Genomic DNA, 14,799 nt, shown 5'->3' on the forward strand with positions numbered 1-14,799 from the left:
CACAAATGTAACAATTATTTTAAAGGTTGAAAGAATGAGTGAAAATAAAGCGGGCGCCACCCGAATATTTCTTATCCAACAGCACCTCGCCATTGAACCGTTCGGCGATGATGCGGCAGATGGACAATCCCAAGCCGGTTCCTTGTACACATTCGTTCAGCTTTTCGAACCGTTCGAAGATTGCATCTTGCTTATCGGCAGGTATTCCGCACCCCGTGTCGGTAACGGTAAATTGCACGAGTCCATTTGCTTTGTCCACCGTGTAAGCTAACTCGATAAAACCTTTCTCCGTAAACTTGGTCGCATTTCCGACCAGGTTGATGATGACTTGTTGCAAGCGAAGTTTGTCCGTATTGAGCATCAAGTTCTCGTCTTCAGGGGAGAACCTCAATTCCACTCCCGGCTTCACACGATGTTCGACGCTTGTCAACGCGCTCCGGCAACATTCGGCTAGGTTTTGTTCGGCAAAAGTGAAACGGTATCTTTCCGATTCCAGGCGGGAGATGTCCAGGATGTCGTTGACGAGGTTGAGCAGGAGGGCGGAATTGTCCATGATGATATGTGTGTACTCTTTCCGCTCGTCCACATCTTCCATCTCGGAATCCAGTATTTGGGCGAATCCGACGATTGCATTCAGGGGGGTACGGATCTCGTGGCTCATATTCGAGAGGAACAGGCTTTTCAGGCGGTCCGACTCTTCTGCATGGTCACGCGCGATCCGGAGTGCATTCTCCGATTCAAGCAAGGCCAGTTTGTCTTTTTGGAGTTCGTTTTTCAGCTTATGAGTATGCATATAGATGACTGTACCCAGTATGACGACGACTAAAAGCAGGCCGGCTAAGCCAATTGTCCATTTCAGTTGTTGTTGTTTGGCTCCGAGTTCGAGTTCTGTTACCCGTAGCTCTTTCACTTGTAGTTCGAGGTTATTCATGTCGTGTAGAGCGTGCAGCTGGCTCAATTGGCGGACGAAAGCGTTACTGTTGATATCCTCGTTTTGTGTCAGGGCTTCCCTATATTGCAATGCGGCTTCACGTGTGTTACCCATTTCCATCAGGATTTCGGCCCTCTGTTTCTTCATTTCAGGATCGTTGTCCAGCTCCATAACGGTATTGATTGTGTTAAGTGCTTGTGTGTATTGCCCGGTCAACTTGTAATAGCCGGCTACACTGTACAGATAGAAAATCTGGACGAACTGATCGTCCAGATCGTCGACATACGGTTTGGCGGCATTGATATGTTTGAGTGCTTCCGGGGCATTTTTCTCGCGGACGTAAAGGCTGGCATAAAAGGCTTCAGCCAGAGTGAAGCAGCGGTCATAAGGAAAGGAGGGGTCAGGTCCGTATTTATTGTTTCTGATATCGGAGATAAGTGCCGTCAGTTCTTCGAGGTGCTTATGTACGGAATTGAAGCGGTTTAGTTTGAGTTCGGATTCGATCGTGTTATTGAGAAACTGGACGATGTATCGGTAATCTTTGTCTTTTTTTTCCAGCAAATCTAACCCTTCGAGGAAGAAATTGACGGCAATGCTGTCGCGGCCTATCCGCTGGTTGATCAATCCTTGCGTCTCGCAACTGCAGATGATACCGGTCTCGTTATTGACTTCCTTCGCCAGATTATAGAGATGGATTGCCGCATCCGCTGCTTTCTCGAATTGCTCGTCCCAGAGGAATAGTTGGCAGCGGAAGGTATGGGCGTCAAAGTAATTGTCTGAGTATATCCCGGTCTGCTTGGCAAGCGAATCGATCTGCGTGATGTATTGGTTCACTTTTTCTATATCGCCGGCGTTATAATAGAAGCGGATTAGTGTCCGAATTGCCCATTCTTCTTTGTCTGATTGGTTGCTTTCCTTCGCTTCCTTTCGTAGCTGTTGTAGCCAGAAGTTGCCCGTCGAGTCGTCCATTGACAGGTAGGACATTTCTTTCAACAGTTGGAGCCGCTTGTCGGTTGAAGAAGTGATCATAAGCAACTCTTTTATACTGTCTTTCTGTTGTTCCAATTCTGAACCGTGTATAACAGTGGCAATGTTCCCAAGGCAAAGTGTAAGTAGCAAAATGATATTATATGTCCTCATTTGGTATAGAATTTGTCTTTGTATTTAGCCTCTTTTTTATGAAGTGCTTACAAAGATATGGATAATGTTTGATAATACAAATTCGATCGGTTGTGATAATCCAAGTATGTTGATTTATGTGATGGTATATTACAGAAAACAACAATAAACTATAAATATTGAAATTAAACAAGATTAGCCTGCTCATTTGTTAATTATTATTGTTTTCTTTGTATCCTTGTAAGGAGATATTTTACTACTATGGATATGAACACAGGAAGTTTTTTTCAAAAGTCTTTATGGGGGTTCATCCTTTTACTGCTCGTTTCCTGTTCGGATGCGGACTTGAATGAGGCAGGCGCAGAAGATTCCCATAACCAGCAATGTGCTATTTCTGAAATTGGAGCACAGACCGTAATGTTCGACCTCAAATATGACGTACCAGATGGTTATCGGGTTGCGTTCGAGGTCTATGCAGAGAATCCGCTTAAGGTACAAGACGGATTACAGATCAAGAAAACAGACGTATTACCTATTTTGACAGGGATCACCAATGGGCGTGGCGAATACACCTTGTCCCGTACCCTTCCGGAGCAAGTGGGGGAATTGTATGTTTATTCTTCTAATATCGGCGTCCCATCCTTGTTGCAGGGCCGGATCGCAAATGGATCGGTAACATTTAAGGAGTTGGACGGAAACGAGGAAAAGCTTGAGACGAAGGCGTTGTTCGGCTGGTCCGACAGTTTCCCGTATTTGGCGCTTGGCGGTTGGAATTCGTTGGGCAAGCCGGATTATGTGACGAAGCGGGAAGAGGTTAGCAGTTCCGTTCTGCGAGCTATCAACCGGGTTTTCCCTGAATGGTGGAGTGCGGATCCGGAGTACTATAAGCGGACGGATATCTATGTAAAGGAAGATGCACAGATCTGGGTAAGCATGCTTCATTCCGGTAGCCTGTTCGACAATGTGTTGGGATATTTCTCTTACCAGGGGGATATAAAGGATGTGGACCCGGCTTTGGTCAAAGAGATTATCGCGTTTCCACGTGCAAGCATCGTCCGACTGTTCAGTGCGGGATTGAAAGCGGGTGACGCTGTCCGGTTGAAGTATTATAACCCGGAGACGGGCCAGTTGGAAAATACCTTCCCGAAGGGCACTTCTATCGGTTGGGTACTTCGTTCCGACGGATATAATCTATTGAACCGTACGGTGGGAGACGGTATGTACCGTTTCTACTCTTATCCGGAATGGAATCCCGAATCGGGCAATAAGAACCATACGGTCCTGTTTAAGAAAGACAACTTTGTGGTGGTCGGTTTTGAAGACCTGCCGAACGAGCGCATCAGCTTGCTGAAAGGGGATGGGGATTGCAACGATGTGATGTTCCATGTCTCCTCTTATCCGGCGGATGCTATCACATATGATATCCCGGAAATACCGGATGGCGGCAGTGATGGCGAAACGGAAGAGGTCGATGCCATCCAGCAGTTGTCGGATGTGATGGACCTTCCTACCGATGATCCCGGCTTCTGGGATGATCTTTGGGTTGCCTCCCAATCGACCTTGCATTGGGACCTCTCCGATCAGGAAAATTTGGATAGCTATGGCAACGTGAACGGCTTGAAGGAGGTGCTGATCGTCGCAAACAGCCGTACGATGAACAGCCTGATCATCGACCAGCCGTCAAGCTATTCCAATCGCATCTTTGTCAAGACCACGATCCGCAAGACGAAATCGGACGGGAAGAAGCGTATCTTTGTCAAGACGACTGTCCGCGGCATGACGGTAGAGATAGAAATGGATGTCAATCCTTATAGTATGGCAGCTTTGGAAAGTTCCGCTACCGAACAGATCATCCGTACGATCAATTCGGTGAAAGACCTGATCATGGATAACAAACCTGTCCGCATCCTGGTCGAAATGGAGTTTGATCCGGTTCCGGGACACGACTTCAATGAGTTGTCCCCAGGCCCATACTCTCCCCATATTATTTCTGAATAGCCAGTGAAAACGACTATATTTAGTAATCCCTCTCTCCAACGTGATAGCGGAGAGGGGGATTTTTTATATTGGTAGGAAATTTGTTGTGGAATAATTCCGTATCGTGTCGTTTGTGGCCTATACCATCGTGCTTGACTTGACGCTTTCGATGGCGGTTGGGATGTTCTTGACGATGGCGGTGATGGAGACGACGATATCTTCCTCCAATTGGTATATTGGCACTGCGGATTCGGTTTTGGCTTAGTGAAATTGTAATATTTGTTATCGTATTGTCATTCTGTTTACATCTTCTTGCAATATGCTCCCTCTACTTTTGCCGCAAATAAATGTAATATGTATTACGGAATGAGAAACAAGAATGAAGCAGGGAGGCTGAGGATATTCTTCCTTTTATTGTCAGGGTGTTTTCTTTCACTGGCGGCTTGGGCGCAGACGGGTGTTATCTGCGGGACGGTGACGGATGCCAAATTCAAGGATGCGCTGATCGGGGCCTCGGTCGTGATCGAAGGAACGACGGTGGGGGCGATTGCCGATGTGGAAGGTAACTTCCGGATAGAGAATGTAAAGCCGGGTAAATATACGATAGTAGCTTCTTATGTATCCTATAAATCGGAAACGATCAAAGACGTGGTTGTGAAGGCGCACCAGGAGTCGGTGTTGAGGATCGAACTCTCCGACGCCGACCTGCAACTACAGAACGTGGTGGTCGTGGCACAACGGAAGTTAGGGACGGAAACCGCCATTATCAATACGGTGCGCAACAGCCTGCCGGTCGTAAGCGGCATCTCCGCTCAGCAGATCGGCAAGACGCAGGACAGCGATGCCGCCGAGGTGTTGCGCCGTATTCCGGGTCTTACGATCGTGGACGACCGATTCGTGGTAGTCCGCGGACTGGCACAGCGATATAACAATGTATGGTTGAACAAAGCGACGACACCTTCCAGCGAGACGGACAGCCGGGCGTTCTCGTTCGACGTGCTCCCCTCTTCGCTGATCGACAATATGATGGTCTACAAAAGCCCGTCAGCCGAGTTGCCCGCTGACTTTTCCGGCGGTTTCGTGCAGGTGATGACCAAGAATATACCGGACGGGAATACCTTCAACCTCTCTTATCAAATGGGATTCAATACAAATGCCACCTTCCGCAATTTCCAGTTGACGGACGGTAGCTGGAAGGACTATCTCGGATTCGGGGCTGGAGTGAGAAGCCTGCCCTCTTCTTTCCCTTCCCACCTCGGCGAACACTCGACGGAGGAAGCCGCCTCCTTCACCCGGCTGATCAACCAGCGTTGGGGCATCAACCGCTTCACGGCCTTCCCCGACCAGAAAATATCGCTCACCTCACACCGCTCGTATGATGCAGGCGATTGGAAGATCGGAAATATCACGAATGTGAATTGGAGTACCGGTTACGACTATTCGGAGTCGGTCAACAACAACTATATCGCCTACGATGTGACGAACGATGCCTCACGCCCCCGCTTCGAATACAACGATGTGCGCTATAAGAACATCTCCAAGCTGGGTGCCCTCTTCAACTGGTCGTTCCTCAAAGGCAGCAACAAATATGAGTTCCGCAACTTCTTCAGCCAGCGCGGCGTCTCCGCCCTGACGCAACGGGAAGGAATGAACTACTACTCCGACAAGGATATCCGCAAATGGGAATCGCTCTATACCGGGCGTACGACCTACTCCGGACAACTTGGAGGTACACATACCTTGCGGGAGAACGTTAACAAAGTGGACTGGACGGCCGGTTATGCCTTTGCATCCTACCGGGAGCCGGACCGCAAGATCGTGAATTCCATCCTTGACGAGACGAAGACGGACTTGCCGAACTATTACGTCTCCGACCCGATGCGCTATTATCAGGATCTGAAGGACCACAGTGCTTCGCTTGCGGCCAATTATGAACATAAGTTCGTGGTTTCAGATAAGTTCGCCCCTGTGTTTAACGGTGGTGTCTACGGAGAATACAAGAGCCGTACGTTCGACGCCCGCCGGTTCGGTTACAACCTGTTGGGCAAAGGCTATGACCGCTATGCCGACTGGGGCTATACAGCACTGTTCGACGACGCGAATATTTCTGCCGACCGTATCTGGATGCGCGAGACGACGACCAACAGCGATTCCTATACTTCCGACAACGTCTTAGGAGCCGCTTATCTCTCTGCCAGGCTGAACTACGGAGAGGCGCTGAATGCCGTCATCGGTGTCCGTATGGAATACTACAACCTCAAGATGGACGGCTATAGCTCGGACGGCACAACCCCAGTTCACTTAGATAACCGGACGATCGATTTTTTCCCCTCTGTCAATGTTTCCTACAACCTATCGTCGAAGCACTTAGTACGCGCCGCCTATGGCCGCTCGGTCAACCGGCCGGAGTTTCGCGAAGTAGTACCCTATGTCTATTTCAACTTCGAGCGGGATGCGAATATCGTCGGCAACACGGAGTTGAAAAACGCATACGCCGACAATATCGACCTGCGTTACGAATTTTATCCGGCCTTCGGCGAAATGATTACGGTCGGAGGATTCTATAAACGCTTCAAGAATCCGATCGAGGAGACATTTAACGATGCCGGTTCCGGCCTGCAATACACTTACCACAACGCGAAGAACGCCGAAGCCTTCGGTGTCGAGCTGGATGTAAAGAAGAACCTCGACTTTATCGGGCTGCGGGGATTGAGTCTTGTGTGCAACGCCGCCTACATTCATAGCCGCGTTCGTTTCGAGGAAGGAGCGCCCGAACGGGATCGCCCGTTGGCAGGGCAATCGCCCTACTTGGTGAATGCCGGCCTGTTTTATCAATATGATGATAAGGGGATCTCCGCCTCGCTGCTCTATAACCGTATCGGAAAGCGTATCGAGTCGGTTGGTGTCCCGATGCAGAACCAGGACGAAGATATCCCCGACATATATGAGATGCCCCGCAACTCGCTCGACCTGACCTTCTCGAAGAAGATCGGTAAGGTGGTCGAGATTAAGGCTGGCATCCAGGATATGCTCAATTCCAAGATCGAATACAAGCAGTTCGTAAAGCTGACGGACGAGAATGGAGGCAAGCGCGAACGCCAGCAACTCGTGCGCAGCTACCGCCCGGGAGTGGATTTGAATGTGGGGGTTTCCCTCAAGTTTTAAAAGTGAATTACTATACATATCTATTACAAACAAAATGTATTTATCATGAACAGATTTCTATTGAAAGGTTTGGCCTCTGTATGTGCACTGGCCGTTATGTTTGGAACAGCATCTTGCAGTGATGACGATAAAACAGATGGCTCAGTCTCTGTATCGGCTATCGCTGTAAACCCGACGACTGCTACGATAAAAGTAGGCGAATCAACAACTTTGTCTACTACGATCACTCCGGCTGACGCAACGGATAAGACTATTACCTGGAGCACTTCCGACGAAAAGGTCGCAACCGTAGATGCAGGAAAGGTCACAGGAGTAGCCGAAGGTACCGCTACTGTCACGGCTACGACTAAAGATGGCGGAAAGGCTGCTACTTGCGCTGTGACTGTTTCTGCGGATGCACCTTCAGTCAAAGAAGTGACCCTTGAAGGCAATATCACTTCCGATATGACGCTGAACGCTGCCGACAAGAACTATATGAAAGGCTTTGTCTATGTAAAGTCGGGTGCAACCCTGACAATCGAAGCCGGTTCGGTCATTAAAGGCGTATCGGTATCAGCTGGCGAGAAAGCCGCTTCCCTTATTATCGAACCGGGAGCGAAGATCATCGCCGAAGGAACGGCAGACAAACCGATCGTTTTCACATCCGACAAACCCGCCGGACAGCGTGTGACGGGTGACTGGGGAGGGCTCATCATTTGCGGTAACGCCCGCGTGAACCGTGTAAACCGTCCGACTATCGAAGGAGGGCCTAATACGGAATATGGCAATACGACTTCTGACGAATTTAATGGCGAAAGCTCCGGTATCCTGAAATACGTGCGTATCGAGTTTGCCGGCTATCCTCTGGAACCGGACAAAGAGATCAACGGCCTGACATTCGGCGGTGTCGGTAGCGGTACGCAAGTCGAGTTCGTACAGGTGTCTTATTCTAACGACGACTCTTACGAATGGTTCGGCGGTACGGTCAACGCCAAGCACCTGATTGCATATAAAGGCTGGGACGACGACTTCGATACCGATTACGGTTACACCGGCAATTTGCAGTTCCTCTTAAGCGTACGTGATAAAAATATCGCCGATACCTCCGATTCCAATGGTTTCGAATCAGACAATGACGGCGACGGCTCTTCCAATACCCCGCTTACGCGTCCGGTCTTCTCCAACGTAACCCTGGTCGGTCCCTTTTACGGCAAAGTATCCGATATGACACAAGCCGAGGTGGAAGCCAAGACAGCCGATGCCGCCAATGGAGCCAAAGGTGGAAAAATCCAGGCAGCCATGCACCTGCGCCGTAACACAAGTTTGAATGTGTATAATTCTGTCTTCACCGGATGGCCTTACGGACTTCGCGCAACAGATAAGAAAGGTACGGCCAATGAAGGGACAGCTATCAAAAATGTGATCTTCGCCGGTATGTGGAAAAACTTCTACGATGATGAAAAGGTAAGTGAAAACTTCTTCAACCTTGCCGGTAGCAACACGACTTTGGCTACTACCAACGAGATTATCTCAAAGGATGGTGACTATTCATCTGTCGTTGCTTCGGTCGTGCAGGGCGCTGAATTTGTCGATGAAGTATTGACAAACAGCTTCTTTGAGAAGGTGACTTATAAAGGCGCTTTCGACGGGACGAACGACTGGACAGCCGGCTGGACAAACTGGGATCCGCAGAACACTGAATATTAATGAAAATGATAAAGAAACTGTTGTTGACATCAACGTTATTGGCAAGTTCTGCCCTGGCAATCCAGGCGCAGGACTTGTTCCTTAGCGAAGGCCAGTATTATACGGATGAGTCTCAGACAACCCCTTATACCGGCCGTTATACCGAGTTTTATGATGACGGGATGCTGAAAATGGAACTTTTCCTCAAGGACGGCCGTCCTGAAGGCACTTATGTGATTTACCATCCCGACGGCAAGATTGCAGAAGTCCGTTCCTACTATCACGGCATCTTCCATGGAGAATGGCGCACCTATAACGAAGCCGGACAACTGACCGGCATCGCTTCTTATAAGGAAGGGCTGAAAGATGGCCCTTGGCGGGTGTGGAACGATAAAGGCATCCTGCGTTTCGAGATGTTTTATATCAAGGGGAAGAAGAGTGGCATCTGGCGCACCTGGGACGATGAAGGCAAACTCCTTTCCGAGGAAAAACAGGAAGAGGAGTAATGAAAAAAGTTTGTAACCATTATCGGGAAGGATGACAATGGTTGCAAACTTTTTACTTTCGTTTTCGGGCGGGAAGGAAAGGGTTGTAAACTTTTTGCCCGCTTTTTTATCTTGCGCCTAAGTCGTCATAGAGTGTTTGCAGCAATGCCTTTCCCTTGCGGAGCCGCTGGTCACTGCCTTCGCGGGGTGTTTCGATCAGTGGTTTGTTCCCTTCGTTGTCATAGACGGAAACTCCGGTGCTGTCGATAAACCCGAATCCGTTGGAATAAGTATAGAAAGCATATTCCGGATAATCAGGGCTTAAGATATTCCGGCTGAAAATGAAAGCGTCGTGTCCTATCCCCAACTGGCCCAGTAAGGTGGCGGCAAGGTCCGTCTGGTTGGCATATTTATCAATCACGACAGGCTCTTTCACCGCTCCTCCGATCCAGAGCATCGGGATATGATAGCGGCGGGGCTCATAGTTTACAACATCTTTCGGATAAGGATACCCGTGGTCGGAAACGAAGATCACCAACGTGTTTTTCCACACCGGCAACTCTTTCAACTTGTCGATAAAGTCACCGATACAACTGTCGGTAAAAGCAACCGAGTTCGGGTATAGCCCCATTTCGTCCAGTCGGTGATAGGGCACTTCAAACGGCTCATGGCTGCTCAACGTCAGGAAGGTGCTTAGCCAGGGTGTCTGGTTGTCCCGGCCTTTAATGTCTTCAAACAGATGTCGGAACGTCACATCGTCGTTCGCCCCCCATTTGCTCAGGCGGTTAGTAAGCGGGAAATCGCGGTCTGCCGTGATCCGACTGTAACCGGAACTGAAGAAATAGCTCTGCATATTGGTGAAGTTGATGTCACCCCCGTATAGCATATCGGCCACATATCCTTCGTCTGTCAGGCTCTTGGCAATGGAAGGCAGCGTCTGGCTCTTTGCCGGATATTTCATGATGGAAGTGGTCGGTTGCGCCAGATACCCGTTCAGCACCGAAACAATCCCCCTGTCCGTCCGGAACGAGTTGGCATACATATTCGTGAAAAGCACCCCTTCACGGCTTAACCGGTTCAGGTTAGGCGTAATGGCGGAATCTCCGCCGATTGCCCCGACCGCATTCGCCGAAAAACTTTCCATCAATATAATCAATACATTCGGCCGCGAGGTATTAAGAAGGGCTTCCGGTATCGTGTCGCCTTCCTTGTTCCCGCACTCGATACGGGATCGCAGAGGCGCCTGCCCCGAATCCGGTTCTGTGGGGTTCGTCTCTTTGTGCCCCTGCACTTGATGCGGGGATAAAGCCTCTATTATCTCCTTCCTTTCTTCCTCCGGAAAGAAATTAAACTGTGACGCAAAGTCCTGTTGTTTGCTAAGAGAAGCGATCAAGCTGAAACAAGGGTTGATTGCCGAATGGTTGAGGAATTGGTTCTTGCTGAAATACACCATTCCCACGTTCGCCGTCGAAGTCGTTACACCTCCCCGTATCGGGATAAAAAGTATTCCCCCTAACAGGAGGATAACAAGGCTTCCGCCCGACCGTTTCCGCACCTGTGTTTCGGGAAACAGCGGAACGATAAACCGCTTCAACACCCAGTATATCCCGCAGGCATACACGGCGAACATCAGCAGTTGGGCAAAGAACTGCCCGACCGGCACGCTCGCCATTGCATCGCCGGGCGATTGAAGATAGAAGAAAAGCGTCGCATCTAATCTGAACCCCCAGTAGCCGTACAAAGCCACATCCACGGCGAAGATGGCTGCGATCAGCACCGCCATGATTCCGAAATACCCTTTTAGCAGTTTCCGGTAAAAACTACCCGGCAGCCATATCGAAACGAGTGTCATCAGCAAAGGCAATGCCGTCAGGTATCCGGCTATCGTACAGTCCAACAGCAACCCGTGTGTGATTACCTGAAGGTAATCGCTTAGCGGGCATCCGCCCGCCAAGGCGTGGTGGTACAGCATAAACACCGGCTTCTGGATTGCCAGTAGCGGTAACCACAGAAAATATAAGGCAAGGAGGAAGAGGATTCTTTTCTTCATACGAATTATTTGTAGAGCTTTTCTCTCAGCTCGGCAACCATCGGATCGGTGATATAATCATCGTATTCCATTATGCGGTCGATGATACCGTTCGGAGTCAGCTCGATGATGCGGTTGGCAACCGTCTGGATGAACTCGTGGTCATGGCTGGAGAACAGGATGTTTCCTTTGAACGACTGCAACGTATTGTTGAACGCTTGGATAGATTCCAGGTCTAAGTGGTTGGTCGGCGTGTCGAGGATGATGCAGTTGGCATCCGTCAACATCATGCGGGAGATCATGCAACGCATCTTTTCACCTCCGGAAAGCACGCTCACCTTCTTCAGCAGCTCTTCGCCGGAGAACAGCATACGTCCTAAGAAGCCTTTCAGGAAGACTTCGTTGGTGTCGGGCGAGAACTGGCTCAGCCAGTCGATCAGGTTGTAGTCCGAATTGAAGTACTGCGAGTTATCTAACGGCAGATAGGTCGTCGTGATGGTCTGTCCCCACTGGTACGTACCGGCATCTGCCTTGTCTTCCCCGTTGATGATCTGGAAGAGGGCGGTCATCGCACGCGGGTCGTGGCTGATGAAAACAATCTTGTCGTCTTTCTCTACGTTGAAGTTCAGATCCTTGAACAACACTTTGCCTTCGATGGATTTAGTCAGTCCTTTTACTTCGAGTATCTGGTTGCCCGGTTCGCGGTTCGGCGTGAACAGGATACCCGGATAGCGGCGTGAAGATGGTTTGATCTCTTCGATATTCAGTTTCTCGATCATCTTCTTGCGGCTGGTCGTCTGCTTGGACTTCGCAACGTTGGCACTGAAACGGCGGATGAATTCTTCCAGCTCTTTCTTCTTTTCTTCCGCCTTCTTGTTCTGGTTCTGCTGCTGGCGGAGTGCTAACTGGCTGGATTCGTACCAGAAGCTGTAGTTGCCGGCGAACATCTGTAGTTTTCCAAAATCGATATCTACCGTATGCGTACAGACGGAGTCGAGGAAGTGGCGGTCGTGGCTGACAACCAACACGGTGTGTTCGAAGTTTGCCAGATAGTTTTCAAGCCACATGACGGTTTCGAGGTCGAGGTCGTTGGTCGGCTCATCCAGCAACAGGTTGTCGGGCTGTCCGAAGAGGGCGCGTGCCAGGAGGACACGTACTTTTTGCTTACCGCTCATGTCTTTCATCAGCGTGTAGTGGAATTCTTCGGTGATGCCCAGGCCGCTCAACAGGGAAGCCGCATCGCTTTCAGCATTCCAGCCTTCCATCTCGGCGAATTTCTCTTCCAGTTCCGATACGCGGATACCGTCGGCATCGCTGAAATCAGGCTTGGCATACAAGGCGTTCTTTTCGCTCATCACCTCCCAAAGGGTGGTGTGGCCCATCAACACCGTGTCCATTACTGTGTATTCGTCGAATGCGAAGTGGTCCTGGCTCAATACGGAAAGACGCTCGCCCGGTCCTAAAGACACGGTTCCGCGCGTAGGGTCCAGTTGTTTGCTGATAACACGGAGGAATGTAGATTTACCGGCGCCATTGGCTCCGATGATACCGTAGCAGTTGCCCGGTGTAAACTTCATATTGACATCCTGAAACAGGATACGTTTTCCGAACTGTACGTCCAGATTGTTAACCGTTATCATATCTTTGTTTTATCTATTAATTTGCACTTAAAGAGCCGCAAAGGTATGAAAAAAACATGCGCTATCCAACTGTGGAAAGTATAATCCAGCAATCGGGTGCGATTACTTGGAAGGGATGATACCCGATTACTTAGAAGCAATCGGGTATCATCCCTTCTAAGCAATAAAACCTGTTGGTAAAAGAGGTTTTATTTGTATAGTCCTTCTCTGGATAGCAAATGGTCGAGGTTCGCAACCCCCAGTGTCACGATCGCCATCACCGTAGCGGCATGTTCCTGATATTCCGGGATGCTTTTGCTGTAGGTGTCGCGTTCAGTGTGCCAGATTTCGCCGTAGCTGAAGTTATAGCCTTTGATATCCTTTTCGTTGAAGTCGATGGCCGGGACAGCTTCGACGGCAAAGACGGAGGCATCCGTGCCGCCCGGTTGTGACGGTTTGGTGAACGGGCCGGCTTCTTTCACTTCGAACGGGTAGTCGGGGCGAATCTTCTTGACCGGTTCGCATATCTTCACGAAATCGGGGTACATAGCCTTGGGTACGTCGAGTCCGACGGGAGGTGTCGGGCCGCCGTCGCGGTTGAACAGGTTGGATATTTTGCCTAACTTGTCTTTATTGGCTTTTACCCAGGCTGTCGAACCTAACAGTCCGAACTCTTCGCCTGCGAAAGCACAGAACAGCATCGTCCGTTTGGGTTTTGCACCGGATTTCATGATCATGCGGGCCGCTTCCATAACCGGAGTGATGCCCGAACCGCAGTCAACGCCGCCTGTCGCCACGTCGAACGCATCCAGGTGGCCGCTTGCCATTACATATTCATCCGGATATTTACTCCCTTTGATCTTACCGATCACATTATAGTATTTTACCGGTCCCATCCGGAAATGGTTACGGATGTCGAATTCAAGGAAGAAAGTGCGGCGTTCCTTTACCATCTGCTTGATGGTCGCATACTGATGTTCGTCCAGCTTAATGTCACAGACGTCCGGCAGGTTGTCGAACGTGAAAGCAGGATCGTTCATGACAGCCTTGTCGTAGAGGGCACGCAAAGGGACGGTAGCCGACTGGATAAATCCGAGTACACCGGCCTCGCACATCTCTTTGTAGAACAGTGCCGGGACATTCTCTTTCAAAGGCAACAGCGGGTTGTCGGTGTTGTTGTTCCAGTTGTCCTCCATGATCTGGTAGTTCTTCTTGGCCGTTTCATTGTTTTCGGCGATGATGGCGGCACGGATGGAGTCGCCTTTGGCTGAACGGTCGACAGGCCAGCCGACATTCTTCCCGTTGATCAGCACCCAGGCCCCTTTCAGTTGTCCTTTTATGCGGTCGAATTCGCTTTGGGTTAGCGGTTCCTGCAAGACGTGTCCGCGCTGCACACCTTTCGTTCCGGCAGTGTAGGAGGGAGTGACGAAGTGCAATTCCATCCCGTTCTCACCCAACAGCTTGCCGAACCAGGGCCCGCGGTTGAAGCCTACAGGTAGCGTACCGGCTTCTTGCAGTTCTACTTCCAGCCCCCATTCCTTAAACTTGGAAGACACCCAGTCGACCGCATTGTCATAGGCATTCGAGCCGATCACACGGCCGCCGATGCGGTTGGTGAGCACATCCAGATGGTCCATCACCTGGTTGTCCGTTTGTCCGATTTCGATGATTTTGTTTACGGCAGCATCCTGTGCCGGAACCGAATGAACAGCCATGCAAGCCATCGCTGCCCAGATAAGTAAAGCTCTTTTCATATTGCGTGTTTTTTTATGGTGCTGCAAATTAAAATATAAAAAGTTCGTGTTCCAA

8 protein-coding genes are annotated in these 14,799 nt (G+C 49.9%); 4 read left to right on the top strand and 4 right to left on the bottom strand.

Features of this window, described 5'->3' with window-relative positions; genetic code table 11:
- Window positions 1-19 precede the first annotated feature (19 nt).
- A complete protein-coding gene (locus tag ACPYIV_RS02005; protein WP_293734753.1) occupies window positions 20-1,960 on the bottom strand; it encodes a sensor histidine kinase in 1,941 nt (646 codons plus the stop codon).
- Window positions 1,961-2,317: 357 nt separating this feature from the next.
- Here ACPYIV_RS02005 and ACPYIV_RS02010 point away from each other — a divergent pair, with 357 nt between their 5' ends.
- From ACPYIV_RS02010 to ACPYIV_RS02025, 4 genes are all read left to right on the top strand, one after another.
- Window positions 2,318-4,048, top strand: a complete 1,731-nt coding sequence (locus tag ACPYIV_RS02010) for a DUF4114 domain-containing protein (protein ID WP_425885279.1) — start codon at window positions 2,318-2,320, stop codon at window positions 4,046-4,048.
- A 345-nt stretch (window positions 4,049-4,393) separates the two neighbouring features.
- Complete coding sequence (locus ACPYIV_RS02015) at window positions 4,394-7,192, top strand: TonB-dependent receptor domain-containing protein (protein WP_425885281.1); 2,799 nt, start codon at window positions 4,394-4,396, stop codon at window positions 7,190-7,192.
- Between the two features lie 45 nt (window positions 7,193-7,237).
- Complete coding sequence (locus ACPYIV_RS02020; RefSeq protein WP_425885283.1) at window positions 7,238-8,878, top strand: Ig-like domain-containing protein; 1,641 nt, start codon at window positions 7,238-7,240, stop codon at window positions 8,876-8,878.
- Window positions 8,879-8,883: 5 nt separating this feature from the next.
- Window positions 8,884-9,363 (top strand): toxin-antitoxin system YwqK family antitoxin, encoded by a 480-nt coding sequence (locus ACPYIV_RS02025; protein WP_293738887.1) that lies wholly within the window; start codon window positions 8,884-8,886, stop codon window positions 9,361-9,363.
- Between the two features lie 106 nt (window positions 9,364-9,469).
- Here ACPYIV_RS02025 and ACPYIV_RS02030 read toward each other — a convergent pair whose 3' ends face one another.
- The 3 genes from ACPYIV_RS02030 to ACPYIV_RS02040 all read right to left on the bottom strand — a co-directional run bounded on the left by ACPYIV_RS02030 (window position 9,470) and on the right by ACPYIV_RS02040 (window position 14,744).
- Window positions 9,470-11,392 (bottom strand): LTA synthase family protein, encoded by a 1,923-nt coding sequence (locus ACPYIV_RS02030; protein ID WP_425885286.1) that lies wholly within the window; start codon window positions 11,390-11,392, stop codon window positions 9,470-9,472.
- Between the two features lie 5 nt (window positions 11,393-11,397).
- Window positions 11,398-13,011, bottom strand: coding sequence for an ABC-F family ATP-binding cassette domain-containing protein (locus ACPYIV_RS02035; RefSeq protein ID WP_293734561.1), 1,614 nt, complete (start codon window positions 13,009-13,011; stop codon window positions 11,398-11,400).
- Between the two features lie 188 nt (window positions 13,012-13,199).
- Entirely contained in the window at window positions 13,200-14,744 is a 1,545-nt protein-coding gene (locus ACPYIV_RS02040; protein ID WP_293738885.1) for a M28 family metallopeptidase, read from the bottom strand.
- Between the last annotated feature and the right edge of the window lie 55 nt (window positions 14,745-14,799).

This window comes from Parabacteroides vesiculifaciens, assembly GCF_049860805.1.
Classification (GTDB): domain Bacteria; phylum Bacteroidota; class Bacteroidia; order Bacteroidales; family Tannerellaceae; genus Parabacteroides.